At 70.7% G+C, this 25847-nt stretch carries 18 protein-coding genes; 5 read left to right on the forward strand and 13 right to left on the reverse strand.

Annotation, left to right across the window (positions count from 1 at the left end; translation table 11 throughout):
* The first annotated feature begins 36 nt into the window (after window positions 1-36).
* Complete coding sequence (locus tag ACFVWD_RS36680; RefSeq protein ID WP_389602376.1) at window positions 37-2235, forward strand: RecQ family ATP-dependent DNA helicase; 2199 nt, start codon at window positions 37-39, stop codon at window positions 2233-2235.
* 223 nt (window positions 2236-2458) lie between these two features.
* Window positions 2459-3094: a hypothetical protein gene (locus ACFVWD_RS36685; RefSeq protein ID WP_054229887.1), complete on the forward strand. Its 636-nt coding sequence runs from the start codon at window positions 2459-2461 to the stop codon at window positions 3092-3094.
* A gap of 487 nt (window positions 3095-3581) precedes the next feature.
* On the opposite strand, the gene ACFVWD_RS36690 is transcribed toward ACFVWD_RS36685, so the two are convergent.
* The 3 genes from ACFVWD_RS36690 to ACFVWD_RS36700 form a co-directional block, all read right to left on the reverse strand.
* The gene (locus tag ACFVWD_RS36690; RefSeq protein ID WP_095852216.1) at window positions 3582-4208 is read right to left on the reverse strand and encodes a hypothetical protein; all 627 of its coding nucleotides are present in this window, start codon (window positions 4206-4208) and stop codon (window positions 3582-3584) included.
* A gap of 68 nt (window positions 4209-4276) precedes the next feature.
* The gene (locus ACFVWD_RS36695; RefSeq protein WP_351755138.1) at window positions 4277-4978 is read right to left on the reverse strand and encodes a ribonuclease HII; all 702 of its coding nucleotides are present in this window, start codon (window positions 4976-4978) and stop codon (window positions 4277-4279) included.
* 106 nt (window positions 4979-5084) lie between these two features.
* Window positions 5085-5729 (reverse strand): TetR/AcrR family transcriptional regulator, encoded by a 645-nt coding sequence (locus ACFVWD_RS36700; RefSeq protein ID WP_389602377.1) that lies wholly within the window; start codon window positions 5727-5729, stop codon window positions 5085-5087.
* Window positions 5730-5925: 196 nt separating this feature from the next.
* Here ACFVWD_RS36700 and ACFVWD_RS36705 point away from each other — a divergent pair, with 196 nt between their 5' ends.
* Window positions 5926-7458, forward strand: a complete 1533-nt coding sequence (locus ACFVWD_RS36705) for an MFS transporter (RefSeq protein WP_389602378.1) — start codon at window positions 5926-5928, stop codon at window positions 7456-7458.
* A gap of 387 nt (window positions 7459-7845) precedes the next feature.
* On the opposite strand, the gene ACFVWD_RS36710 is transcribed toward ACFVWD_RS36705, so the two are convergent.
* The 3 genes from ACFVWD_RS36710 to ACFVWD_RS36720 all read right to left on the reverse strand — a co-directional run bounded on the left by ACFVWD_RS36710 (window position 7846) and on the right by ACFVWD_RS36720 (window position 10136).
* On the reverse strand, window positions 7846-8751 hold the full coding sequence (locus tag ACFVWD_RS36710; RefSeq protein WP_389602379.1) for an ADP-ribosylglycohydrolase family protein: 906 nt from the start codon (window positions 8749-8751) through the stop codon (window positions 7846-7848).
* Complete coding sequence (locus tag ACFVWD_RS36715) at window positions 8741-9424, reverse strand: histidine phosphatase family protein (protein ID WP_389602380.1); 684 nt, start codon at window positions 9422-9424, stop codon at window positions 8741-8743. The genes ACFVWD_RS36710 and ACFVWD_RS36715 overlap by 11 nt, the downstream gene beginning before the upstream one ends.
* 106 nt (window positions 9425-9530) lie before the next feature.
* The gene (locus ACFVWD_RS36720; RefSeq protein ID WP_389602381.1) at window positions 9531-10136 is read right to left on the reverse strand and encodes a YdbC family protein; all 606 of its coding nucleotides are present in this window, start codon (window positions 10134-10136) and stop codon (window positions 9531-9533) included.
* A gap of 155 nt (window positions 10137-10291) precedes the next feature.
* Between ACFVWD_RS36720 and ACFVWD_RS36725 the strand changes: the two genes are divergently transcribed.
* The gene (locus ACFVWD_RS36725) at window positions 10292-10825 is read left to right on the forward strand and encodes a TerD family protein (RefSeq protein WP_168496400.1); all 534 of its coding nucleotides are present in this window, start codon (window positions 10292-10294) and stop codon (window positions 10823-10825) included.
* 134 nt (window positions 10826-10959) lie between these two features.
* Here the strand turns inward: ACFVWD_RS36725 and ACFVWD_RS36730 are convergent, their stop codons facing one another.
* Both ACFVWD_RS36730 and nrdR read right to left on the reverse strand, forming a co-directional pair.
* Window positions 10960-13863: a vitamin B12-dependent ribonucleotide reductase gene (locus ACFVWD_RS36730; RefSeq protein ID WP_389602382.1), complete on the reverse strand. Its 2904-nt coding sequence runs from the start codon at window positions 13861-13863 to the stop codon at window positions 10960-10962.
* 151 nt (window positions 13864-14014) lie between these two features.
* Window positions 14015-14599: a transcriptional regulator NrdR gene (gene nrdR, locus ACFVWD_RS36735; RefSeq protein WP_101401065.1), complete on the reverse strand. Its 585-nt coding sequence runs from the start codon at window positions 14597-14599 to the stop codon at window positions 14015-14017.
* Between the two features lie 518 nt (window positions 14600-15117).
* Between nrdR and lexA the strand changes: the two genes are divergently transcribed.
* On the forward strand, window positions 15118-15894 hold the full coding sequence (lexA, locus tag ACFVWD_RS36740; RefSeq protein ID WP_054229877.1) for a transcriptional repressor LexA: 777 nt from the start codon (window positions 15118-15120) through the stop codon (window positions 15892-15894).
* A 718-nt stretch (window positions 15895-16612) separates the two neighbouring features.
* On the opposite strand, the gene ACFVWD_RS36745 is transcribed toward lexA, so the two are convergent.
* The 5 genes from ACFVWD_RS36745 to ACFVWD_RS36765 all read right to left on the reverse strand — a co-directional run bounded on the left by ACFVWD_RS36745 (window position 16613) and on the right by ACFVWD_RS36765 (window position 25241).
* The gene (locus ACFVWD_RS36745; RefSeq protein ID WP_389602383.1) at window positions 16613-18616 is read right to left on the reverse strand and encodes an ATP-dependent DNA helicase; all 2004 of its coding nucleotides are present in this window, start codon (window positions 18614-18616) and stop codon (window positions 16613-16615) included.
* Window positions 18617-18710: 94 nt separating this feature from the next.
* Window positions 18711-20759 (reverse strand): IucA/IucC family protein, encoded by a 2049-nt coding sequence (locus ACFVWD_RS36750; RefSeq protein WP_389602384.1) that lies wholly within the window; start codon window positions 20757-20759, stop codon window positions 18711-18713.
* 51 nt (window positions 20760-20810) lie between these two features.
* Window positions 20811-21548 carry a GNAT family N-acetyltransferase gene (locus ACFVWD_RS36755; RefSeq protein WP_389602385.1) on the reverse strand — a complete coding sequence of 246 codons (738 nt, stop codon included), beginning with the start codon at window positions 21546-21548 and terminating at the stop codon, window positions 20811-20813.
* 107 nt (window positions 21549-21655) lie between these two features.
* Complete coding sequence (locus ACFVWD_RS36760; protein WP_389602386.1) at window positions 21656-23620, reverse strand: IucA/IucC family protein; 1965 nt, start codon at window positions 23618-23620, stop codon at window positions 21656-21658.
* Window positions 23621-23843: 223 nt separating this feature from the next.
* Complete coding sequence (locus ACFVWD_RS36765) at window positions 23844-25241, reverse strand: diaminobutyrate--2-oxoglutarate transaminase family protein (RefSeq protein ID WP_389602388.1); 1398 nt, start codon at window positions 25239-25241, stop codon at window positions 23844-23846.
* Window positions 25242-25847: the final 606 nt, after the last annotated feature.

Consider the following 25847-nt stretch of genomic DNA (forward strand, 5'->3'; position numbering starts at 1 on the left):
TCGCGCGATGTCCGACCCATCGGGTTGCATGGGGCCATGAGCAACGACGACCCACGCCCCTCGACCAACACGGACCCACCCAACGCCGACCTGCGCGGCGCGGCCGATGCCGTACTCGCCCGCCTCGTCGGCGCCCCGGCGGGCGAGGCCCGGCTGCGCGGGGACCAGTGGCGCGCCATCGAGGCCCTGGTGGCCGACAAGCGCAGAGCCCTCGTCGTGCAGCGCACGGGCTGGGGCAAGTCCGCCGTGTACTTCGTCGCCACCGCGCTGCTGCGCGAGCGGGGCGCCGGGCCCACGGTCATCGTCTCGCCGCTCCTCGCCCTCATGCGCAACCAGGTGGAGGCGGCCGCCCGCGCCGGTATCCACGCTCGGAGCATCAACTCGTCGAACACGGAGGAGTGGGAGACGATCCAGGCCGAGGTGGCCGCCGGCGAGGTCGACGTGCTCCTGGTGAGCCCTGAGCGGCTCAACAATCCCGACTTCCGCGATCAGGTGCTGCCCAAGCTCGCCGCGGCGACCGGCCTGCTCGTGGTCGACGAGGCACACTGCATCTCCGACTGGGGGCACGACTTCCGGCCGGACTACCGCAGGCTGCGCACGATGCTCGCCGATCTCCCGCCGGGCGTCCCCGTCCTGGCCACCACCGCGACCGCCAACGCCCGCGTGACGGCCGATGTGGCCGAGCAGCTGGGCACCGGCGCCAGCACCGACGCGCTCGTCCTGCGCGGTCCGCTGGACCGGGAGAGCCTGAGTCTCGGCGTGCTGCGGCTGCCGGACGCCGCCCACCGCATGGCCTGGCTCGCCGAGCACCTGAGCGACCTGCCAGGCTCGGGCATCATCTACACACTCACCGTGGCCGCCGCCGAGGAGGTCACCGCGTTCCTGCGCCAGAGCGGGCACACCGTCGCCTCGTACACCGGAAAGACGGAGAACGCGGACCGCCAACAGGCCGAGGAGGACCTCCTCGCCAACCGCGTCAAGGCCCTGGTCGCCACATCCGCGCTGGGCATGGGCTTCGACAAGCCCGACCTCGGATTCGTGGTGCACCTGGGCTCCCCCTCCTCCCCCATCGCGTACTACCAGCAGGTGGGACGAGCGGGCCGCGGGGTGAAGCATGCCGAGGTGCTTCTCCTGCCGGGCAAGGAGGACCAGGCGATCTGGGAGTACTTCGCGTCGATCGCCTTCCCTCCGGAGGAGCAGGTACGCCGGACCCTGGACGTCCTGGCCCGCGCTGAAAGGCCGCTCTCGCTGCCCGCCCTCGAACCCCTGGTGGAGCTGCGCAGGTCCCGTCTGGAGACGATGCTCAAGGTGCTCGACGTGGACGGCGCGGTGCGGCGCGTCCAGGGCGGCTGGATCTCCACGGGCGTGCCCTGGACGTACGACACCGAGCGCTACGCCTGGGTCGCCAAGCAGCGGGCCGCCGAGCAGCAGGCGATGCGCGACTACGTGTCGACCACCGGCTGCCGGATGGAGTTTCTGCGGCGCCAGCTCGACGACGAGCTGGCGAAGCCGTGCGGGCGCTGCGACACCTGTGCGGGAGCCCGGTTCGAGGCGTCCGTGTCCCCCACCGCGCTCGACGCGGCCAACGGCGAGCTGGGCCGCGCCGGTGTCGACGTCGACCCCCGCAAGATGTGGCCGACGGGCCTGCCGGCCGTCGGCGTCGACCTGAAGGGGCGAATCCCGGCGGGCGAACAGGCCGCACCGGGGCGCGCCTTGGGGCGGCTCTCGGACATCGGCTGGGGCAACCGGCTGCGGCCGATGCTCACACCCCAGGCACCGGACGGACCCGTGCCGGACGATGTGGCGAAGGCCGTGGTCGGCGTCCTGACCGACTGGGCGAAGGGGCCCGGCGGCTGGGCCTCCGGGCGGCCCGACGCGCAGCCGCGCCCGGTCGGCGTCGTCACCATGGCCTCGCGCAGGCGTCCACAGTTGATCCAGTCGCTGGGCGCGCGGATCGCGGAGGTCGGCCGACTGCCGCTGCTGGGGTCCGTGGAGTACGTGGGCGAGGCCGTCTCACAGGTCCACCGGAGCAACAGCGCCCAGCGGCTGAAGGCACTCGACGGGGCGCTGACCGTGCCGCCCGCGCTGGCGGCCGCCCTCAAGGAAGCAGGCGGTCCCGTGCTGCTCGTGGACGACGCCACCGAGACGGGCTGGACGCTCGCGGTCGCCGCGCGCATGCTGCGACGATCCGGGGCGCAGGGGGTGTTGCCGCTGGTCCTGGCCGTACAGGCGTGACCCATGTGTCGCCATCAAGAACAGCGGGCAGGGATATACATGACGTATAGCCGGAAAACGGTCGGTGGCCCCAATTGCTCGTTGCCGCAACCAAGTTCGACAGGAAGAATTGAGGTCCGCTCCCCGTACGGCTCGCCCGTGATCCGGTAGGGCTCTGCTGCGGCGTGCGCTCCCCCAAGTCCGACCCCGCCCGCTGTGTGGGCGCGTAGCCGAAGGGAGGACCGTGACCTTCGGATTCGCTCCGTCCTCGGCGGCATCCATGTCGACGTCTGCCGATCTGTCCGCCGCTTCCGCCAACCCACTGACCCGTATGCTCGAACCCGCCGAATGGGCCGCTGCGGGGATTCCGCTGCTGCGCAATCCCCGGGAGGTCGTCAGCGGATTGCACGCACGGCACCGGCCGAGACCCACGACCGCCATCGTGGCCGTCCTCGACGCGGACGAGCGGCTGCGGGCGAGCGCCTCGTTCACCCGGCGGTCGGCTCCGGCAGACGGCTGGATGTTCCGCAACTCCCTGCTGGCGCAGCTGCGCCGGGTGATCCCGCACGACCTGCGGCGCCGCACCCCGGTACGCACGGCGGTGCTGCTCTACTGCCGTGAGGGCGACGCACGTTGGACCGAGGAGGACGGGGCGTGGATGTGGGGGCTGCGGGACGCCTGCACCCTCCACGGGCTGCGCTGCGGGGCGTACATCACACTGACGCACGACGGCTGGCAGGTACTGGGCGAGGGCCGTGGCGGACGCCGTCCGAGCGCGGACTCCCCACCTGAGTCCTTCGCCCTGACCGAGGCTCCACCGCCGCTCCCACGCACCGGGGGCGCCGCGTCGGAGGTGCTGCGCCGGGCGGCCGCCCGCTGAGTCTGTCGCGGCCGTGCGGCGTCGGCGCCCGCCCAGGTGCCGGCCCGCCTTGAGGGCCCCTGAGGGGCACTCGTCCCCGCGGCCCGGGCGCGTCCGCCCGCGCCGTGGCGGCCCCCACGGCGGGCGGGACCGGGCGGGGGCAGTCCCGTAGCGCTTGCGCCCGATGCAGCGGCGTACGCGCCCCTCCGGAACGCCCGTAGTGACTGCTTGCCTGCCGAGGCCATGGGGGCGGCGGTGGGCGTCTCCGTGGGCGGGGTGTCTCTTCGGTGTACGCCATCGCCGGACGGCCTGGTGACCGTCCGCAGGACTGCAGGCACACGGACTCCGTGCACACGCACTACATGCGCGCGCGGTCCGTCGGGCACACGAGCTCCAGGCATGACAAAACGACCGCCGTACAGGTGGTGCCGTGATGGCACCACCATCACGCCCGAGACATCACCCCGACCGTTGCCCGAGCGAATCCCGGACGGTGTCCGGGATTCGTTCAGACTCCGGCGCCCAGCACCGAGTTGATCTGCTGCGGGTCGCCGCAGACGATCAGCAGGGCGCCGGCCCGGCCGAGGGCCAGGGGCAGGGCGGTGGCGGCGGCAGCGTCGGGACCGCCGTTGACGGCGACCACGACCACGGGACGGGACGCGGCCCGGCCCGCGACGGAGGCGTCGGCGTAGAAGACGTCGTCGCCCGCGTCGTGCTGCGCCCAGTAGGCGGCTTCGCCGAAGGAGAGTTCGTGCGCGGCCCACGGGTGCGGCTCGCCGGTGGTGATCACCAGCACCTCACCGGGGGCTCGGCCCGACTCCAACAGCAGGTCGACCGCTTCTTCGGCGGCGTCCAGCGCACCCTCGGCCGAGGCCGGGATCAGCTGGATCTGTGGGGTGGCGGCAGCGGGCGCGGCCGCCGGGGCGGATGACCCCGGCGTGGCCACGACCGGCTCACGCGGGGTGCGTTGGGCCGGCATCGGCCGGACAGGTCCCGGACGTCCGGGACGCGGCGGAGCCGCGGGACGGGGACCGGGTACGGGACGGGGGGTCGGCGCGGTGCGGCCACTGGCCGGAGTCGCGCGGGGACCCTGGGCACTCTCGTGAATCTGAGGCTCCTCGGGAATGAGAGGCATGAGCTGATATTTATCAAACGCCGCTGCGACTCGCGTCGGCGGGTGGCACATGAGTGCGAGCGGAACCGTCAGAAATCGAAGCCGAGCTGACCTTCGATCTCCGGACCGCTTCCGTCCGCCCAGCTGCGGACCTTCTTGAGGTGCCGCCACTGGGGCAGCGCATCAAGATACGCCCATGACAGCCGGTGGTACGGAGTGGGGCCCCGTTCCTCCAGTGCGGCCTTGTGTACCGGAGACGGATACCCGGCGTTGGCCGCAAAACCGAAGTCTGCATGGTCGACACCCAGTTCGGCCATCATTTTGTCGCGCTGAACCTTGGCGATCACCGAGGCCGCCGCGACGGCCACGCAGGACTGGTCACCCTTGATCACCGTGCGAACCCGCCACGGCGACCCGAGGTAGTCGTGCTTCCCATCGAGGATGACCGCGTCGGGGCGGACGGGCAAGGCCTCCAGGGCCCGCACCGCGGCCAGGCGCAGTGCGGCCGTCATCCCCAGGTCGTCGATCTCCTCGGGGGAGGCATGCCCCAGGGCGTACGACGTGACCCATTTCTCCAGCTCCGCGGCCATCACGGTACGGCGCTTGGCGGTGAGCAGTTTGGAGTCGGTGAGGCCCTCGGGCGGACGGCGCAGTCCCGTGACGGCGGCGCAGACGGTGACCGGGCCGGCCCACGCACCACGGCCCACCTCGTCGACACCGGCAATGATCTTCGCTCCGGTCGTGGCGCGGAGGGAGCGCTCGACGGTGTGAGTGGGTGGTTCGTACGGCATGGCGCCCTCAGCCTACGCCGCCCCGAACCCCTCGCGACACCCAGGTTTCCCTGAGCGGCCACAGCCCCGGCACCGACACGAACCAGTCACCCGGCGATCCACGGATTCAGGCCCCGCCCGCCCGCGGATCAACCCCCGCCCGTCGCAGCAGCGGGACCATCAGCTGATCGATCATCTCCTCCAGATCCCGCACACTCCATTCGCTCGCGCACACCTTTGAGCGATACATCATCATCGCCGGAATGACGTCGAAGACGTAGGAGTTCGCGGCGTCCGGCCGGACCTCTTCCCGCTCGATTCCGCGGTGAACGATCTCTCGCAGCAGATGCTTGGTCGGCTCGACGACCCCTCCGATGATCAGACCCTGAAAGCGTTCCGCCTGCGCCACATCGCATTCGTGAAGCACTGAGCGCAGTGCGAATCCGGGCTGCGAGTACATCGCCTCACGTACCTGTCGGCACAGTTCCAGCAGGTCGTCCCGGACGCTTCCGAGGTCGGGGGCCTCCGTCAGGCTCGGCAGTCCGGCTTTCAGCGCGTCCGCGACGAGGTCCTCCTTGGACGGCCAGCGGCGGTAGACCGCGGCCTTGCCGGTCTGGGCCCGGGCGGCGACGCCCTCCATCGTGAGGCCGTTCCAGCCGACCGTGCTGAGCTGCTCGAGCGCGGCGTCGAGGATCGCGCGTTCGAGCACGGCACCGCGTCGGCGCAGGGAGGCCGCCTGAGCGGGAGCGGCCGTCCAACGCGAAGTAACCATCTGAGTGTCTCCGTTGTGCATGGGGGAGCGGGGAGTTCGGGGAGGGCGAGCGGTCAAGTGGCGACACGCGGCGGCGACTTCAGTGAACGCTTGCGTTCACTGTCGGGGACTCACTACCGTTGACGCAACAGTGAACGCGAGCGTTCACTAACGCACTTGTGGGGGACCCATAGTGACAACCTCTCAAACCTCTCAGTTGATCCAGGAATCAAAGCCAGGAGCGGCCCGCCGGGAGGGGCATCCCGGCATCGCACTCGCCGTCATCGCGGCCTGCCAACTCATGGTGGTACTCGACTCGACGATTGTGAACATCGCCCTCCCGCACATTCAAGACGCGCTCAAATTCAGCACGACCGACCTGACCTGGGTGATCAGCGCGTACACCCTCACCTTCGGCGGCCTGCTCCTGCTCGGCGGCCGCGCGGGTGACATCCTCGGTCGGCGCCGGGTCTTCATGACCGGCATCATGCTGTTCACGCTCGCCTCGCTGCTCGGTGGACTCGCCCAGGAACCCTGGCAGTTGCTGGCCGCGCGGGCCCTCCAGGGCGTGGGTGGCGCGATAGCGTCGCCCACCGCGCTGGCGCTCATCACCACCACCTTCCCCGAGGGCCCGGCACGGAACCGGGCCTTCGCCGTCTTCGCCGCGGTCTCCGCGGGCGGCGGCGCGATCGGGCTCCTGGCGGGCGGCATGCTCACCGAGTGGCTCGACTGGCGCTGGGTGCTCTTCGTGAACGTGCCCATCGGTGTGCTGATCACCGTGCTCGCCCCGATGTACATCAACGAGTCCGAGCGCCATCCGGGGCGCTTCGACGTCGCGGGCGCGCTCACCTCGACGGCCGGTATGGCCTCCCTGGTGTACGGGTTCATCCGCGCCTCGGAGGAGGGCTGGCGCGACAGCCTCACGATCGGGTCCTTCGCCACGGCGCTGGTCCTGTTGCTGGGCTTCGCGTTCATCGAGACCCGGGCGAAGGAACCGATCACCCCGCTGAAGATGTTCGGCGACCGCAACCGCTCCGGCACGTACGTGATCATGCTCAGTCTGGCCGCCGCGATGTTCGGGATGTTCTTCTTCATCGTCCTGTTCGTGCAGAACGTACTGGGCTACAGCCCGATCCAGGCCGGTCTGGCGTTCCTGCCCGTGACGGCGGCGATCGGCATCGGAGCGGGGCTGTCGCAGCGGTTCCTGCCGGTCCTCGGGCCCAAGCCGTTCATGGTCGTCGGCTCCGCCCTCGTCGCGCTCGGGCTCGGCTGGCTGACCTTCATGAGCCCTGACAGCACGTACGTCGGCGGGGTGCTCGGCCCGATGCTGCTCTTCGCCTTCGGTATGGGCCTGAACTTCGTGACCCTGACCCTGACCGCGGTCTCCGGCGTCGCCCAGCACGAAGCGGGCGCCGCGTCCGGACTCCTCAACGTCACCCAGCAGGTGGGCGGTTCGCTCGGTCTGTCCATCCTGACCACGGTCTTCGGCTCGGCCAGCCGGGACGAGGCGGAGAAGCAGCTGCCGAAGTTCCTGGCGAACGCCTCGCCCGAGCAGAAGGCGGAGTTCGCCAAGACCCACCAGCTGCCCGCTCCGTGGGGCCACGACGTGCTCGCCCAGGGCATCTCGACCGCCTTCGTCCCGGCCGTCGCGATGGCGGTACTGGCCCTGGCCACCGCCGCACTCGTGATCCGGGTCCGCAAGAGCGACCTGGAGGCCCTCGCGGGCACGGCGGGACCCGCCGGAGGCTGAGGCGGGGCTGCGGAGGGGCCGGGCCGCGGTCCGAGCAACAGACAGCTCGGGCCGCGGTCCGGTCATGCGCAGCGGGACGGCGCCCCGGGGCCCGGCCCGGCAGGCAGCTGTACGGCACCGGGCGGGCCTTGAGGACGTACGGCACCGGGTCCGGGCCTCGCGGTCAGCTGTACGGCGGCGAGGAAGGACCGTCAGGCCGGGGTACGGCATCGCGGGCGGCCCGGCAGGCCACTGCTGTACGGCGCCGACGGCCAACCCCATGCGACGCGCCACCACGAGCCACCGGACGCCCGGAGCCGTACCCGTGCCGCGCGAGGCCCACCCGGCCCCTGCCGGAGCACCGTGTCCCGCGGGGACTCCCCGGCGTCACCGAACCGTCCCCGCGGCCTATGCCCCCGCCCGCACCCAACCCGGCAGGCTCTCCGTCCGCTCCACCCACTCACCCGGCGGCGCCCCCGCCTTGCCCGCGGCGATCACACCGCCGACGATGGCGCAGGTCGTGTCCATGTCGCCGCCCACCTGGGCGGTCGACCAGAAGCCCTCTTCGTAGTCACCCAGGGCCCGGGCCGCGGACCAGAGTGCGAACGGCACCGTGTCGTGCGCCGTCGTACGCCGCCCACAGCCCAGTACCGCGGCGACCGTCGCGGTGTCCCCGTAGTCGAGCATGTCGCGAGCGCGCCGCAGACCGGCTCCCACTGCGCTGCGCGGGACGAGCGCGACGACGCCGTCGAGCAGCGCCTCCGCACTCGGCAGGCCCGCCGGGTCGGCCGCCAGGGCGGCGGCCGCGGCGACGGCCATGGCGCCCACGACGGCCTCGCGGTGCTGGTGGGTGGTGTATGCCGAGATCTCCGCCTGATGGACCGCCTGCTCCGGGTCGTCCGCGTACCAGGCCCCCAGGGGGGCGATCCGCATCGCGGCGCCGTTGCCCCACGAGCCCTGTCCCTTGAAGAGGGCGGACGCCAGCGCCCGCCAGTCGCCCCCCTCCCGGATCTGCCCCAGCAGCCGGTTGACCGCGGGACCGTAGCCCCGGTCGACATTGTGGTGCTCGGCGAAGGAGCCGGCCAGCGCGTCCTGGTCGATGCGGCGGTGCCGGGCCAGAACGGCCACTACGGAGGAGGCCATTTCGGTGTCGTCCGTCCACCGCCAGGGGCCGGACGGCAGCTCGCGTCGCTTGAGCAGCGGGTAATTCACGGGCACGAAGAACCGCGAGCCCAGCGCGTCCCCCACCGCGAGTCCACGCAGGCTGGCCAGGGCGCGGTCCAGGCGTCCGCCGGGAGAGGAATCAGAGGTCATCGCCCTGCCACTCTATCCCGGGGTCCCCGTACGACTCGGGTACGCACCAGCGTTCGAACGGACGGTCAAGCGTGTACCTCCCGTCGTCACCGAGGACGAGCATCCGCATCTCGGCGTTCCCCGGATTCGACAGCGATTCGAACTCCGCGACCGTCCAGTGGAACCAGCGCATACAGAACAGGCGCATGGCAAGACCATGGGTCACCAGGAGCACGTTCGCCGGGTGGTCGGGGGCCTCGAAGCTCCGGTAGAGGCTCTCCAGGAAGCCGCCGACCCGGTCGTAGACGTCAGCGCCGGACTCGCCCTGCGCGAAGCGGTAGAAGAAGTGCCCGTACGCGTCCCGGTAGGCCTTCTGGAGGCGTACGTCGTCGCGGTCCTGCCAGTTGCCCCAGTCCTGCTCGCGCAGCCGCGGCTCCTCGCGCACCCGTATGAGCCCGGGGTCCAGGTGGAAGGCGCGGAGCGTCTCGTGCGTACGGCGGTACGGCGACACGTAAACGCTTACGCGCTCTCGTCCGAAAACCTCCCGCAACCGTTTTCCCGTCTCCTCCGCCTGCTGCCACCCCTTCTCGGTGAGCGCCAGAGCGTGGTCGGGCTCGCGTTCATAAACGGTGTCATCGGCGTTGCCCGCTGACTCGCCGTGCCGGACAAGGACGATACGCCGTGGTCGAACCATGCCAAGACCCTAAAACGGCTGACGGCCGATCGAGCACTCGTACGGGCTCCATACGGCGTAGGTCACATGTTCTCCGCGCAGATCACACCCGCCGACGGCACTCCGGTCAGACCGTCCACGAGGGCTCCAGCGCCACTATGTCGCCGGTCAGGGCCGCGACATCGGCCTCCGTCTGAGCACGCAGCGCGAGCCGTTCCACGCGCTCGGCCCGGTATTTACCGTGTTCGGCGGCCGACTGCCACATGGACAGGATCAGGAACTCATCGCCCGGCGCCTCACCGAACAGGCCCCGCACCATGCCGGGCGAGCCCGCCATCGCGGGGTTCCAGACCTTCTCCTGCATCAGCGCGAAGTGTTCGGCCCGTTCCTCATGGATGCGGCAGTGGGCCACCCGCAGCAGGTCGGCGTCCGTGAAGCGCGGCTCGAAGCCGGTCTTCACATCGAACCGGTGATCGAAGAGTTTGGCCTGCGAGTCCTTGAAGGTCCCCGACTGGGCAGCCGCGAGCCGGTCGTGCGAACGGGCCATGAAGGAGTCGTAGAAGGCACGGCTCTCCCAGAAGGCGAAGATGTGCGCCACCCCGGGCCGCCCCCGGCTCCAGCCCCCGCCCTGCCCCCGGAATCCCGGCTCACCCAGCAGCCCCGCCCACTTTCGCTGCCCCCGCTCGAAACCGCGGCGGTCCACCACGGTGCAGCGAATCCACTTGACCAGCACCGCGCCATCGTAAGGCCACGGAGCGTGGCGCCGGTCACGCTCCGGCAGAGTGCACCCGCGCGAGCGCCCCCGCGCGCGTGGCACGATGGACAACGGGCCTTGACAACAGAGCAGTTGGGGGCTGAAGAAGATGGGGACGGGGAGGGGGAGATCCAATGACCGGTCTCAACAAGGGCATCCGCAAGGTCGAGCTCGCGGTGAAATGGGACCCGAGTCCCGTCGGCGAGCCCGCGACCGACCTCGACATCATCGCGGCGACGTACGTGGCCGCCGATCCGTACGGAAGTCCCGCCTATGTGGTGCACTTCGACAGCCGCTCCCCGGACGGCACCATCTACCTGAACCGGGACAGCAAGGACGGCAAGGGCTTCGGCTGGGACGAGGTCATGACGCTGGAACTCGACCGCCTCAACAGCGGCTACACGCGTGTGGTGGTGGGCGTACTCATCCAGCAGCGTTCCGGCCACAAGTCGTTCGTGGGCGTCCTCAACCCGGGCCTGCGCATGCGGGAGGGCTACACCGTGCTGGCGGAGGACAACTTCGGCGGCGTCCTGGGGGCGACGGCCGCGACCGTCGGCGAGTTCGTACGCGACGCCTCCGGAGAGTGGACCTTCCATCCGGGGATCCACGGCTACGACACCGACCCGGCGGAGTTCCCGCGCGTCATGGGCACGCGCCACGACGCCTGAAACAGTCCTCTCCAGAGGAGACGCCTGAAACGGCCCTCTCCGTGGGAGACGTCTGAAACAGCCTTCTCCGTAGGAGCGAGAAAACGCCGAAGGGCGGCACGACCGGTGGTCGTGCCGCCCTTCAGGGCTTCAGGTCAGCTGCAACCGCTGGTCGAGCCGCAGCCCTCGCAGATGTAGCAGGAACCGGCCCGCTGCATCTTCGTACCGCAGGAGAAGCACAGAGGGGCGTCCGCCTGGATGCCCAACTGCATCTCCACCAGTTCGGCACTGGTGTGGGCCTGCTTCGGGGCGGGCTTCGCCGCCTCGACCTCGGCCTTCGGGATGGCGACGGCCTTCAGCTCCTGCGCACGGGGCGCGGACTGGGCCAGACCCTCGACGTCCACCTCGTCGTCGGACGGCTCGTACGAACCGGTCTCCAGGTGACGCTGACGCTCATCGGCGGAGTGGATGCCGAGCGCGGAGCGCGTCTCGAAGGGCAGGAAGTCCAGCGCCAGGCGACGGAAGATGTAGTCGACGATCGACTGCGCCATCCGCACGTCCGGGTCGTCCGTCATGCCGGCCGGCTCGAAGCGCATGTTCGTGAACTTCGAGACGTACGTCTCCAGGGGCACGCCGTACTGCAGACCCACGGAGACCGCGATCGAGAAGGCGTCCATCATGCCCGCGAGGGTGGAGCCCTGCTTCGACATCTTCAGGAAGACCTCGCCGAGACCGTCGTCCGGGTAGGAGTTGGCGGTCATGTAGCCCTCGGCACCGCCCACCGTGAAGGAGGTGGTGATGCCGGGACGGCCCTTGGGGAGGCGCTTGCGGACCGGGCGGTACTCGACGACCTTCTGGACCGTCTCGCGGATGGTCGCCTCGGCCTTGGCGGTGACGGCGTCGGTCGCGGACTTCTCCTTCTCCTTGGTCTTGGCGGAGAGGGGCTGGCCGACCTTGCAGTTGTCGCGGTAGATCGCGAGCGCCTTGACGCCCATCTTCCACGCCTCGAAGTAGACCTCTTCGACGTCCTCGACGGTCGCCGTCTCCGGCAGGTTGACCGTCTTGGAAAGCGCGCCGGAGATCCAGGGCTGGATCGCGGCCATCATGCGGACGTGGCCCATCGCGGAGATGGAGCGCTCGCCCATGGCGCAGTCGAAGACCTCGTAGTGCTCGTGCTTGAGGCTCGGGGCGTCGACGACATTGCCGTTCTCGGCGATGTGGGCGACGATCGCCTCGATCTGCTCCTCCTGGTAGCCCAGGCGGCGCAGGGCCTGCGGAACGGTGCCGTTGACGATCTGCATCGAGCCGCCGCCGACCAGCTTCTTGAACTTGACCAGCGCGAGGTCGGGCTCGAGGCCGGTGGTGTCGCAGGACATCGCGAGACCGATGGTGCCGGTCGGGGCGATGACCGAGGCCTGCGCGTTGCGGAAGCCGTTCTTCTCACCGAGGTGCAGCACGTCCTGCCAGGCCTCCGTGGCGGCGGCCCAGATCGGCGTGTCGAGGTCGTCCACACGGACGGCCACGGCGTTGGCGTCGGAGTGCTGCTTCATGACGCGCTGGTGCGGCTGCGCGTTGCGGGCGTAGCCGTCGTACGGGCCGACGACCGCGGCGAGCTCGGCGGAACGCCGGTACGAGGTGCCGGTCATCAGCGAGGTGATGGCACCGGCGAGGGCGCGACCGCCGTCGGAGTCGTACGCGTGGCCGGTCGCCATCAGGAGGGCGCCCAGGTTGGCGTAGCCGATGCCCAGCTGCCGGAAGGCGCGGGTGTTCTCGCCGATCTTCTGGGTCGGGAAGTCCGCGAAGCAGATCGAGATGTCCATCGCGGTGATGACCAGCTCGACGACCTTGGCGAAGCGCTCGACCTCGAAGGACTGGTGGCCCTTGCCGTCGTCCTTGAGGAACTTCATCAGGTTCAGCGAGGCGAGGTTGCAGGACGTGTTGTCCAGGTGCATGTACTCGCTGCACGGGTTCGACCCGTTGATACGACCGGACTCCGGGCACGTGTGCCAGTGGTTGATCGTGTCGTCGTACTGGATGCCCGGGTCGGCGCAGGCCCAGGCGGCCTCGGCCATCTTGCGGAAGAGCGTCTTGGCGTCGACCTCCTCGATGACCTCGCCGGTCATACGGGAGGTGAGACCGAACTTGCCGCCCTCCTCGACCGCCTTCATGAACGTGTCGTTCACACGGACCGAGTTGTTGGCGTTCTGGTACTGGACGGACGTGATGTCGTCGCCGCCCAGGTCCATGTCGAAGCCCGCGTCACGGAGGGCGCGGATCTTCTCCTCCTCCTTGACCTTGGTCTCGATGAAGTCCTCGATGTCGGGGTGGTCGACGTCGAGGATGACCATCTTGGCCGCGCGGCGCGTGGCGCCGCCCGACTTGATCGTTCCTGCGGAGGCGTCGGCACCGCGCATGAAGGAGACAGGACCCGAGGCGTTGCCACCCGAGGAGAGGAGTTCCTTGGAGGAGCGGATACGGGAGAGGTTCAGGCCGGCGCCGGAGCCGCCCTTGAAGATCATGCCCTCTTCCTTGTACCAGTCGAGGATCGACTCCATGGAGTCGTCGACGGACAGGATGAAGCAGGCCGAGACCTGCTGGGGCTGAGGCGTCCCGACGTTGAACCAGACCGGGCTGTTGAAGCTGAAGATCTGGTGCAGGAGGGCGTACGCCAGCTCGTGCTCGAAGATCTCGGCGTCGGCGGGCGAGGCGAAGTACTTGTAGTCCTCGCCGGCCTTCCGGTACGTCTTCACGATGCGGTCGATGAGCTGCCTGAGGCTCACCTCTCGCTGCGGGGTGCCCACGGCACCACGGAAGTACTTGCTGGTGACGATGTTGACCGCGTTCACCGACCAGAAGCCGGGGAACTCGACGCCACGCTGCTCGAAATTGATCGAGCCGTCGCGCCAGTTGGTCATGACGACGTCACGGCGCTCCCACTCCACCTCGTCGTACGGGTGCACGCCGGGGGTGGTGTGGATGCGCTCGATGCGCAGTCCCTTGCTGGCCTTGGTGCCCTTGGCGCGGGAACCTCGTGCCGGACCGCTCGCCGTCTCTGTCATGCCGCCTCCCTGTATCGGGCTAAAACGCCCTGAAGTGCCACGTTCTTCCCATGGCACGGTGTGTGTCTGGTGCTGCGCGCGCCGCTACGCGGCCGCCCGCAACAGGTCTTTGGTCGCCACCGATGGGGGCCGAACCGAGTCGGCCCTTCCGTCAGTCGGCGGCGTTGGCGGGCACGGGGACCTGGACGGTCCCTCCGGACCCACGGTCGCTTTCCGGACGCTCCGCGTCCGCGGCTGCCACGTCCGCATCCGCCTCGCCCGCGTCTTCCTCGTCCGCGGCGGGGCGCTGCCTCGTCTCTTCCCTGAGTTCCACGATGGCGGCCTCGAAGTCCTCGAGCGAGTCGAACGCCCGGTACACGGACGCGAACCGCAGATAGGCGACGAGGTCGAGTTCCTGCAACGGGCCGAGTATGGCCAGACCCACGTCATGGGTGGTCAGCTCGGCGCTCCCGGTGGCCCGCACCGCCTCCTCGACCCGCTGGCCGAGCTGGGCGAGCGCGTCCTCGGTGACCGGCCGCCCCTGGCACGCCTTGCGCACGCCGTTGATGACCTTGGTACGACTGAAGGGTTCGGTGACGCCGGACCGCTTGACCACCATCAGCGAGCACGTCTCCACCGTCGTGAAACGACGGGAGCAGTCGGGGCACTGGCGGCGCCTGCGGATCGACGTGCCGTCATCGGTCGTACGGCTGTCGACGACACGGCTGTCGGGGTGCCTGCAGAAGGGGCAGTGCATGGCTCCAACCCTCCTTCACAGCACGACTCATAGACCTCGCGAGACCTCTCGGGCCCCTCGAAGCAGCCCCAAGCATAGGCGATGACCGGAGGCTCGAAGACCCGGGGGACCACAACTTCTGGGCTACTACAGCAATCCAACCACTAGATGTGGGGATCGACCCCTAAATTCACCCAGGACGCGCGTGTCGCACACGTAATGGCATGTGCCGCGCGGTCATACCGATCCCGGGCACGCGGAGATACCGTGGTCAGCGCGCGGAAGGGGGGCCGGTACCCGACTTACGGGGTGCCGGATGGCAGACTGGGCCGCGGCCCACATCTGTCGGCACGGTCATCGCCCCGGCGGTGAAGAGTACAGCAATGAGCCCTTATGTCCGCCGGATGAAGCGTTGGCTATACACCCAGACACGTGATCACGGTAGGTAATCCGCGATTTTTCACTCGAACGTGTGTTTGGCGCAACCTTTCGAAAGCAACTACCGTTGTCCAGCAGGGAGACCATCGAGAGGGGCCGACGTGACCACCACCGCAGACAGTGCCACCATCACTGCCCAGGACCGCTCCCAGGGCCGACTCGAGCCGGTGCATGCGATGAACGAAGCCACGAATCATGAGGGGCCCAAGCGCTCCCTGCCAGGGCGACCTCCAGGCATCCGCGCCGACAGCTCGGGACTCACCGACAGGCAGCGCCGGGTGATCGAGGTCATCCGGGACTCCGTGCAGCGGCGCGGCTACCCGCCGTCGATGCGGGAGATCGGACAGGCGGTCGGCCTTTCCAGCACTTCGTCGGTCGCCCACCAGCTGATGGCACTGGAGCGCAAGGGCTTCCTGCGCCGCGATCCGCACCGGCCGCGGGCGTACGAGGTCCGGGGCTCCGACCAGTCCTCGGCACAGCCCACCGACACGGCGGGCAAGCCGGCCGCGTCGTACGTCCCGCTCGTCGGCCGTATCGCCGCCGGTGGCCCGATCCTGGCCGAGGAGTCGGTGGAGGACGTCTTCCCCCTCCCCCGGCAGCTGGTCGGTGACGGCGAGCTGTTCGTCCTCAAGGTCGTCGGTGACTCGATGATCGAGGCCGCCATCTGCGACGGGGACTGGGTGACGGTCCGGCGCCAGCCGGTCGCGGAGAACGGCGACATCGTGGCCGCGATGCTGGACGGCGAGGCCACGGTGAAGCGGTTCAAGCGCGAGGACGGCCATGTGTGGCTCCTCCCGCACAACGCCGCGTACCAGCCGATTCCCGGCGACGAGGCGACCATCCTGGGCAAGGTGGTGGCGGTGCTGCGGCGCGTGTGACAGCACACGCCGGGCGGGACAACCCCGCCCCGCCCTTGACCGGGCCCCGGGACCACCTGCGCCGGTTCCGGGGCCCTGTGCGTTGCCCTCCGGGGGTCAGACGGGGGGCAGCGTGCGCGGCGTCCAGAGATGGTCCGCCCCGACGAGTACGCGCCCCTGAAGGGGTCTTGCTCACCGGGGGACGGGAGGATCGTCCACAGGACCCGAGGGATATGCGCGGGCGCCGAGCGATGTGCGCAGTCGTCGGACGGCCTGCGCGGATGCCGAACGAAATGCGCAGACGTCGGACGGCACGCGCGGGCCCCGGACAACATGCGCAGACGCGCGCGCCTGGCCACATGCGCAGGCACCGAGCGACATACGCGGGCCCCGGGCCACATGCGCAGGCACCGAGCGACATACGCGGGCCCCGGGCCATATGCGCAGACGCCGGACGGCATGCTCAGACGCCGGGCGACATACGCGGGCCCTGGGCCACATGCGCGGGCGCCGGGAGGATCAACGGTGGGATCGGGGCGGAGATCCCGAGTCTGAGAGCACGCACGGCACCTGGGGCGCCCACAGGCGGGCATCTTCGCGGGGCCCGGGTGTGGCCGTGTGGGTGGTGTTGTTTGGCCGGAGGGGCATCCGCCGCGGAGCGACTCCGCCCGTAGGGGCACCCGGGCAGGCCAGCCTCGGGCCGAATGCGCGGGTCCCCTCAGCCTGCCGCGGGGAAGACCTACGCCTCCTCCGCCTCCCCCGCTCCCACCGTCTCCTCGGCCTTCCGGGCCGCCGCGTCGATCGCGGTGAGCGACCTGCGTACCTGGTTGCGGTCCGTGGTGTACCAGAAGTCGGGGAGGGACGTCTTGAGGTAACCGCCGTAGCGCGCCGTCGCGAGGCGCTGGTCCAGTACGGCCACCACACCGCGGTCACCGGTGGCCCGTACGAGGCGGCCGGCACCCTGGGCCATCAGCAGCGCCGCGTGGGTCGCTGCGACGGCCATGAAGCCATTGCCGCCGTTCTCCTCGACGGCCTTCTGGCGAGCACTCATCAGCGGGTCGTCGGGGCGCGGGAAAGGGATCTTGTCCATGACGACGAGCTGGCAGCTGGGCCCCGGGACGTCGACACCCTGCCAGAGCGAGAGGGTGCCGAAGAGGCAGGTCTTGGGATCGGCCGCGAAGTTCTTGATCAGCTCGCCGAGCGTCTCCTCGCCCTGCAGCAGGATGGGGTACTCGGGGATGCGCGAGCGCAGCTCCTCCGCCGCGAGCTGGGCGGCCCGCATCGAGGAGAACAACCCCAGCGTGCGGCCGCCCGCGGCCTGGATCAGCTCGGTGAGCTCGTCCAGCATGTCCGCACGGTCGCCGTCGCGCGCGGGGCGGGAGAGGTGCTTGGCCACGTACAGAATCCCCTGCTTGGGGTAGTCGAAGGGCGAGCCGACGTCGACGCCCTTCCACTGCGGGAGGTCATCGCCCTCGGTGCCCTCCGGGGCGAGTCCCAGCGACGCCCCCACTCCGTTGAAGTCGCCCCCCAGCTTCAGGGTGGCGGACGTCAGGACGACGGAGCGGTCCGCGAAGAGCTTCTCCCTGAGGAGGCCGGAGACGGACATGGGGGCGACGCGGAGCGAGGCGCCGAAGCGGTCGTGGCGCTCGTACCAGACGACGTCCCACTCGGAACCGTTGGAGATCCGCTCCGCCACCTCGTGCACCGACTCCACCGAGGCGAGAGCCTGCTTGCGGACGGAGTCCTCGTCCTGGACGGACTTGTCGCGGGTGGAGCCGATCGCCGAGATCACCGTACGAGCGGCGTCGCGCAGTGCCATCAGCGCGTATCCGAGATCCTCCGGGATCTCCTCCAGTCGGCCCGGAAGCGCGAGCTCCATCAGCCGCTCGAAGCCCTCGGCGGCGGTCTGGAGCTGGTCGGCCGCCTTCTCGTTGACGAGCTTCGCGGCGCGACGCACCGCGCGGTTGACCTGGCCGGGCGTGAGCTCGCCGGTGGCGACACCGGTGACCCGGGAGACCAGCTCATGGGCCTCGTCGACGATCAGCACCTCGTGCTGCGGGAGGACCGGCGCGCCCTCGATGGCGTCGATCGCGAGCAGCGCGTGGTTGGTGACGACGACCTCGGCGAGCTTGGCACGCTCGCGGGCCATCTCGGCGAAGCACTCCGCTCCATAGGCGCATTTGGTGGCGCCCAGGCACTCACGGGACGAAACGGACACCTGAGCCCACGCGCGGTCGGAGACGCCGGGCGTGAGGTCGTCGCGGTCGCCGGTCTCGGTCTCGTCCGACCAGTCCCGCAGTCGCAGCAGGTCCTGGCCCAGCTTGCTGGTGGGCGCGGCCGCCTCGAACTGGTCGAAGAGGCCGTCCTCCTCGTCCTGCGGCACGCCCTCGTGCAGCCGGTGCAGACACAGGTAGTTCGACCGGCCCTTGAGCATCGCGAACTCCGGGCGGCGGCGCAGCAGCGGGTGCAGCGCGTCGACGGTCCGCGGAAGGTCGCGCTCCACGAGCTGCCGCTGGAGCGCCAGGGTGGCGGTCGCCACGACGACCCGCTCCCCGTGGGCGAGCGCGGGCACGAGGTAGCCGAGCGACTTTCCGGTGCCGGTGCCCGCCTGGACCAGCAGGTGGGAGCTGTCGTCGATGGCACCCGCGACGGCTTCGGCCATGGTCACCTGGCCAGGGCGCTCCGTACCGCCGACGGCAGTGACGGCAGCATGCAGGAGTTCGGGGAGTGAGGGCTCTGTCATAGCGCTGCCAGCCTACGGGGCGCCACTGACAATCGGGCGATCAAGGCCCGGCCGACGGACGCGATCAAGACGAGAACGAGTACGGGCCGGATGATCAAGGCCGGTGGAGGGGGTTCGGAACCGTGCCGTGCACCGCGGCGTGCGGGCGCTCGGGGCGGTCGCGGTATCCGTCAAGGTGCAGTCGGTTGCGGTTGAGGCACAGGCGCTCGATACGCGGAGTGAGCAGGTCGAACATCTCGTAACGCTCCTTGAGCTCGGGAAAGCGCGCCTGGTGGCGGACGATCTCCGCCCGGACGAGCGACCAGAACTCGGCCTCCGGAACGCCCAGTTGTTCCTCGCAGAGCGGTGCGAGGTAGCGGAAGACCCCCACGAAGAGCCCGGAGTGGATGAACTGGGTCAGGAACGCCGGCGGCTCGGTCAGCAGTACGTTCCGTACGTCGTCCGGCATGGTCGCGTGCTCGGGCAGGGGGTCCGCGCTCACGTTGACGTCGTCCACGAAGTCCTTCACCGCGAGTCGGACGGGGACATCGTGGTCGTCGAAGACGACGATCGCGTTCTCTCCATGGGGGCTGAACACGGTGCCGTACCGGTAGAGGAAGTGCAGCAGCGGCGGCAGGAGCGCGGCGAAGAGGCGGCGCAGCCAGACGTTGGGGGCGAGGCCCGAGCGGGCGACGAGCTCCGCCGTGAAGGCGCGGCCGTCCGGGTCGGTGTGCAGGAGCGCGGCCAGGGTGCGCGCGCGTTCACCGGGGGCCAGATGGCGGGAGACCGGCTCGCGCCAGATCGCGCCGAGCAACTCCTTGTACTGATAGGGCACTTCGGGGAGGGCGTCGTACACGGGGTGGTTCACCGTCACCGAGGCGACCTCGCCGAGCAGGATCACCCCACAGGTGTCCCGCAGAAACGGGTCGGCGTCTCTCAGTGCGTGCATCCAGGCGGTGACGGCGGGCGCCGCGAGCGTGCGTTCCGTCGGCAGACCGCGCCAGACCAGGGTGTTGAGCACGGACAGCGGCAGTTTCACCGTGTGCCGGTCCGGGTGCGAGACATTGAGGAACGTACGGATCGACTGCTGCGGGAGCCGCAGGTCGCCGTCGGAGGGCAGCGGCACGATCGCTCCCGCGGCTACGGAGGGCGCGAACAGTGGCAGCACGACGTCGTCCCACTGCCAGGGGTGCACGGGCAGATAGAGGTACGACTCCGGAGTGAGCCCACGCGCGCGTAGTACCCCGTCGAAGGACTCCCTCGTGGCGGGGGCGAGTTCGCGCGCGTAGAGCTGTTCGGCGGAGTGGAGGCCCGGGACGCCTCGGTAGGTGGCGAGCGTGGTGTGCACCGCGATCCAGGGAATCGGCGTCGCCCTGCGGGCCTCCGGCGCCCAGTCGGCGGCGTCCGTCGCGGAGAAGCCGAGGCGGCCTTTGTTCAGCACGATCCAGGGGTGGCCGGTCTGGTGGCCCTCCAGTTCGGCGTAGCCGAGGTCGGCCAGTTCGGCCGCCGTATGGGCGTCGCGGTCGAGGCGGGCGTCCGCGGCGAGCGTCGTGCTCAGTTCACGGACCACGTGGCCGAGCGTCGCGCCGTCGATCTCCAGTGTGCCGCGGGCCCGGGTGAGGAAGCCGAGCGGGTCGGTGAAGGGGCACGGCTCCGCCCCCTCCTCGGTGAGGGTGAGCGAGGCGGGGTCGACGCGCCAGCTGTCGTACGAGGCCCGGCGGGCGCGGAAGGAGAGGCTGCCGCCGGCGTCGAGACGGAGGGCGTAGGGGCGGAGGGTGCCGGTGTGCCTGGTGTTCTCGTGCGGGGTGTTCCGGTACGGGGTGTTCTGATGCGAGGTGTCCTGGTGCGGGATGTCCTGGTGGGCGGAGGCGGGGCGTGGTGAGGGTCGTGAGGAGGCCGCTCCGGCGGAGGAGTCGAGGCCGGTCGCCGGATTGTGCTCACCGCGGAGGGGGGCCACTTTTCCCTCCGCGCCCCGCTGAGCCTCCGGACCCGGCTCCGGTTCAGATTCCGGTTCCGGTCTGACGATCTCCTCGTGGGCGAACTCGCCGATCATCTTCGCGAGCAGTCGGCGGCCGACCTGGTCCCATCGGTCTTTGCGCAGCTCGGGCGGGTCGTACAAGGCGGGCAGCTCTCCGGAGGCCGGGGTGGCGGATGGATGCGGCACGGGGACTCCTTGACAGGGAACCGGATCGGAACGAGCGGTGCGGGCAGGGCGCTACAACAGATCGCGCAGACTCCGGTCCCGGACCATGAGGGCTGCCCGTTTGCCGGGCAGATCGACCTCGGCGGAGAACCGGAAGCCCGCGCTCAGGAAGGCGGAGACGGAGGGGGTGTTGCGGAGGTCGGGTTCCGCGACCACGCGGGCGCAGGCCGGGCGCTTGTCCAGTACGAGGTCGGCGACGGCTCGGAGCAGGGCGGATCCGAGGCCTCGTCCTCGGTTGGCGACACCGCCGACGAGGAGGTGTAGGCCGGTGTCGTGCGGGCGGGCGGGATAGTGGCGGGCCAGGAGGTCGAGGTCCGCGCGGTAGATCTCCCAGTAGCTCATCGGAATGCCGTCCAGCACGCCGAGGCAGGGCACGCTGCGGCCGTCGCCGTCGAGCTGGCGGCACAGATGTTCTTCGGCGACCGACTCGGGTCCTGCCAGCTCCCAGAACTCCGCGACGGCGGGGTCGTTCATCCAGCGGGAGACGAGCGGGAGATCACGCTCCACACGGACGGGGACCAGGTGGAAGGCGCCCACGGGAGTGGCGATCGGGCCCCAGCCGCCGATGCGGTCGAGCAGGTCGTTTCCCCCGGCCGACTCGACCTCGGAGCCGAGGAGCGCGAGGAGCTCGTCGGGCAGGCGCAGGTCGAGGGTGTCCTCGTTGTCCGTGCCCGGCCCGGGGCCCGGGTCGGCGCCGAGGTCGGTGACGGGGGCGGTACCGGCGTCGGTGCTCGCATCGGTGGGAGGCACGGCGACGCTCCTCTCAGGAGACGGGATGGGGCATGTTCCTCAGGAATGGAAGGGGTTGGCGAGGATGACTTCGTCAGGAATGGAGGGGGTCAGCGAGGGCGACTCAGTCAGGAATGGAGGGGGTTGGCGAGGGTGACGTAGATGGACTGGGTGTCGACCGGGCCGACGAGTTCGTCGAGGCCGTGCAGCCGGGTCAGCAGGTTGGCCTTGCAGCGCAGGACGGGCGAGTCGAGGAGGTGGGCGGGCAGGGGCGTACGCAGTCGGGCCGGGCCGCAGGCCACGTCGGCGAGGAAGCGGCGGAAGGCGGCGAGCAGCAGTTGTTCGTCGGCGAGGTGCTGGGAGCCGAACGCGCCGATGAGGCCGAGCACGTTGTTGATCGCCAGGTAGTAGGCGAAGCGTTCGTCGGTGACCTCGTCGGAGACGAAGGTGTCGCTGTGTTCGCCGATGCCGGGCAGCCGGGCGTCCAGTTCGGCGCGCCGGGACGCGCGGAAGTAGAAGCCCTGGTTGTCGCGGTAGCGGCCGCCCGTGGGCCAGCCTTCGGGGTCCAGCAGGAGCAGGGTGTTCTGTTGGTGTGCTTCCAGCGCGATCCCCGCCTCGCTGTCGAGCCAGAGCACAGGGCGTACGACGTGCTCCAGGTAGCGCAGGAACCACTCGGCGGCGACGGCGCCACGGGGCCTGCTGGTGCGTCCGGCGAGGCGGGTGACGATCTCGGCGAGCCGGGACCGCATCACGGGCCGGTCCTCGGATCCGCCGTGTGCGCCGGGTCGGACGTGGGGCCGGGGAGAGACCAGCCCCGCGACACAGCCGGCGTCGTCGGTCGGCCCGAACGGGTTGTGGCGGATCATCACGTCGAGCCCGGTCAGGGGGGTGCCGCCCGGGGCGTTGACGGCGAGCCAGGCCGGGTCGCGGACGATGTCGAAGCCCGGGTGGGCGGACTGCCACTGCTTGGACAGGCCGCTGCGCAGCAGACGGTGGACCTCCACGCCGCGGTGGAGCTCCTTGCGGAGGTTCTCACGGCGGGAGTTGGTGATGCGCAGACCCAGCGACAGCTTGAGCATCGCGGGGGCGCCGGAGCGGTAGAGGGTGCGGACGGAGGAGGTCGGGTGCCAGGCGGGGCCGTGCGGGCCGAGGTCCCGGAGCAGTCCGGCGTCGAGCAGGGCCGCGGTCTCGGGTCGGTGCCGGACGTCGCCCAGCTGCCAGGGGTGCAGCGGCAGGGCGGCGTACCCGTCGGGCAGGGGCAGACCGGCTCCGGCCAGCCGCGCGGTGAGCTGTTGCGCGGAGACGGGCCGGCCGCGCTCCGTCCATGCCGAGTCGGCGGCCAGGACCGAGGGGGCGACCGCCATCCAGTGCAGGGGGAAGGAGCCGCGCAACTCGGGTGAGTACAGCCGCGCTTCGGCGTCGGAGAGCCCTTCCCGGCTCTTCGGGGTGGGGTGCCACGGGTGCCCCAGCACCAGTGCTTGTTCGGCGGCGAGGAAGAAGTCGGGCGTGTCCGCGGGCCGTTGCCTGCGGTCATTGATGAACACGACGGTCCGCCGCACCGAGTCCGCGACACGGCCGACCAGGTCGGCACCGTCCCCGGCAGGGCCGGATTCGAAAGCGGGCGTCGACGTCCCCTCGGCCGTGCTCGTCGTCCCGTCGCCCGTCGCCGCCTGCCGCGCGAGCAGCGCCGCCACGGTGACGGCGTCGGCCGACGGTGCCCCCTCGGGAGCGTCGGCGAGGTGCGGGAGGCCGAAGCGGTGCCAGCCCGTCGGGGACCAGTGGTGGACCGGCGTCAGGAGGGACGTGCCGCTGGCCGGGAGGGGGATACGGAGGGTGCCGTCGGTGGGGGCGGGCAGGTTGTTCTCCCGTACCCAGCAGCGCAACAGGTTCTCGACCGCCGCCGCCTGGGCCGCGGTGTGGGCGGCGGGGTGCTCCAGCAGATCGGCGGTGGCGCCGCGCAGCCGCTCGGTCTCCCGGGCCCCTCCCATCTGCCGGGGTACCAAGTCGGCCCCCGAAACCGGCGGGGCCTGCGTGCCACAGGCCGCTCGCTCGTGGGTGTCGGGACGGCCGTCGGGGGCGGGGGTGGCGTTCAAGAGAGTTCCTCGGGGTCGTTCAGGCTCGTGCGGCGACGAACCGGGGCGGTACTGGCGTGCGTGGGGCGGGGGGCGTTCCTGGTCGGTCCGGGCGGGCGGGCGGGCGGTGGTTCGGCGCGAAGGGGTGGTTCGAGCGGGGTGGTCCGAGTGAGGTCCGCGCCCCGTCCGGGGCGGGGGCCCGTCGAGGGGGCGCCGTGCGGGCGGCCCGCGGCGGTTGCAGGTCCTATCCGGCGTGCTCACCGGACACGGAACCCCGACCGTGCCCGGCCGGCCCGTCCAGTCCCGCTCGCGCCACCGTCGCCACCGCGTCCGCCAGTCGGTCGAGCACCGCGGTCGCCTGTTCGTCGCTGATCGTCAAGGGCGGGAGGAGTCGCACCACGCTGGCGCGTCGGCCGCCCAGCTCCACGATCAGACCGCGGCGCAGGCACTCGCGCTGCACGGCGGCGGCGAGTTCGGGGGCGGCGGGCCGGGGGCCGTCGGTGGTGGTGTCCGGGGGTGTCTCGGGATCCACCAGCTCGACGCCGATCATCAGCCCGCGGCCCCGTACGTCACCGATGCAGGGGACCTCCTCGGCGAGTCGGCGGAGTTGAGTGAGCATGCGGGAGCCCAGGGTCGCCGCACGCTCGGCCAGTCCGTTCTCGCGGACGTACGCGAGGGTCGCCGTGCCCGCGGCCATGGCCAGCTGGTTGCCACGGAACGTGCCGGCGTGGGCGCCCGGTTGCCAGACGTCGAGGTCGTCGCGGTAGACGACGACGGCCAGCGGCAGACTGCCGCCGATGGCCTTGGACAGGACCATCACGTCCGGGGTGATCCCGCTGTGTTCCACGGCCCAGAAGGCGCCGGTGCGCCCGACGCCGGTCTGGACCTCGTCCGCGATCAGGGGAATGGAGCGCGCCGCGGTGATCTCGCGCATCCGGCGCATCCAGTCGTCGGGCGCGGGAATCACCCCGCCCTCGCCCTGGACGGGTTCGAGGATCATCCCGGCGGGGTGTGGCACGCCGGACTTGGTGTCGTCGAGCAGGGACTCGGTCCAGCGCGCGGCGAGTTCGGCACCACGCTCACCGCCGATGCCGAACGGGCAGCGGTAGTCCTGGGGGTAGGGCAAGCGCGCGACCCGTACCTCGGTCGCGCCCCCGGATGCTTCGAGCGCCCCCGCGGTCATCCCGTGATAGGCACCGGTGAACGCGAGCATCCCGGTGCGTCCGGTCGCCGCGCGCACCAGTTTGAACGCGGCCTCGACCGCGTCCGTCCCGGCGGGTCCGCAGAACTGCACCCGCGCGCGGGCGGCGAACTCCGGGGGCAGCGTGCGGAACAGCTCGGTGGTGAAGGCGTCCTTGACGGGTGTGGCCAGGTCGAGGACGTGCAGTGGCGCCCCGGAGTCGAGGACTTTTCTGATCGCTTCCAGCACCACCGGGTGGTTGTGTCCCAGGGCCAGGGTGCCCGCGCCGGAGAGGCAGTCGAGGTAACGGCGCCCGTCCGCGCCCTCGATGGTCAGCCCCCGCGCCCGCACGGGGACGATCGGCAGGGCGCGCGCGTAGGTGCGGGCCGCCGACTCGCGCGCCGACTGGCGCCGCAGAATCCCCTCGTGCGCCGCGCGCGCCCCCTCGGACACTCCGGACACCGTCTCTCGCGCCCGCTCGGCCTCCCTCTCCCGCGCCCGCTCGGACGCCACGGGCACACCGTCCGGCTCCTCTCGCCCCGTCCCGGACACGCCCTCCCGCGTCTCCTCGGGCTCGCGCCCCACCGGTACCACCGCAGACTCGGTCACGGCCACGACTTCAGGTCCTCCCGCTGTCCAGAGGCGAGTTGGCAGGGGGCTCTGAGCGCAGGCGGCAGGTCCCCCGTACGTACCAACGACGCGACTCGCTCGGGGAAGCGGGTGAGTCGAAGATCCTTGGGCGTGCCCGGCCCGTTGTCGTCACTCACGAGGGGCACGCGGGGCGCGCGGGGCGCCCGGCGACGCGGAGACCATGCGGAACGGGCCCGATCCAGGGATGCGGGTACGGGGCCGGTTCGGGGCCGGGGCGACCTGACAGCCACCGCGACTGCGTCGATGAGGCCAGGTCGAACGTGTCCGCGGAACATCGACGTCGGCCGGGGCGAAAGCGTGGATGTCCATCTGATTGCACCTCAAGTGTCGCGGGGTTCTTGGTGGGGCGGTTGCCGCACCCGTGTGCCCGTACGTCCGTGCGCCGAGGGGGCCGTGGTGGTCCAAGCCGCCACGGCC

This window comes from Streptomyces sp. NPDC058086 (genome assembly GCF_042885015.1).
Classification (GTDB): domain Bacteria; phylum Actinomycetota; class Actinomycetes; order Streptomycetales; family Streptomycetaceae; genus Streptomyces.

Excerpts from the sequence above, each read along its gene's own strand:
- ACFVWD_RS36680 (WP_389602376.1), top strand. The coding sequence starts at position 37 with ATGAGCAACGACGACCCACGCCCCTCGACCAACACGGACCCACCCAAC.
- ACFVWD_RS36690 (WP_095852216.1), bottom strand. The coding sequence starts at position 4,208 with ATGCCTCTCATTCCCGAGGAGCCTCAGATTCACGAGAGTGCCCAGGGT.
- ACFVWD_RS36695 (WP_351755138.1), bottom strand. The coding sequence starts at position 4,978 with ATGCCGTACGAACCACCCACTCACACCGTCGAGCGCTCCCTCCGCGCC.
- ACFVWD_RS36700 (WP_389602377.1), bottom strand. The coding sequence starts at position 5,729 with ATGGTTACTTCGCGTTGGACGGCCGCTCCCGCTCAGGCGGCCTCCCTG.
- ACFVWD_RS36710 (WP_389602379.1), bottom strand. The coding sequence starts at position 8,751 with ATGACCTCTGATTCCTCTCCCGGCGGACGCCTGGACCGCGCCCTGGCC.
- ACFVWD_RS36715 (WP_389602380.1), bottom strand. The coding sequence starts at position 9,424 with ATGGTTCGACCACGGCGTATCGTCCTTGTCCGGCACGGCGAGTCAGCG.
- ACFVWD_RS36725 (WP_168496400.1), top strand. The coding sequence starts at position 10,292 with ATGACCGGTCTCAACAAGGGCATCCGCAAGGTCGAGCTCGCGGTGAAA.
- ACFVWD_RS36730 (WP_389602382.1), bottom strand. The coding sequence starts at position 13,863 with ATGACAGAGACGGCGAGCGGTCCGGCACGAGGTTCCCGCGCCAAGGGC.
- nrdR (WP_101401065.1), bottom strand. The coding sequence starts at position 14,599 with ATGCACTGCCCCTTCTGCAGGCACCCCGACAGCCGTGTCGTCGACAGC.
- ACFVWD_RS36745 (WP_389602383.1), bottom strand. The coding sequence starts at position 18,616 with ATGACAGAGCCCTCACTCCCCGAACTCCTGCATGCTGCCGTCACTGCC.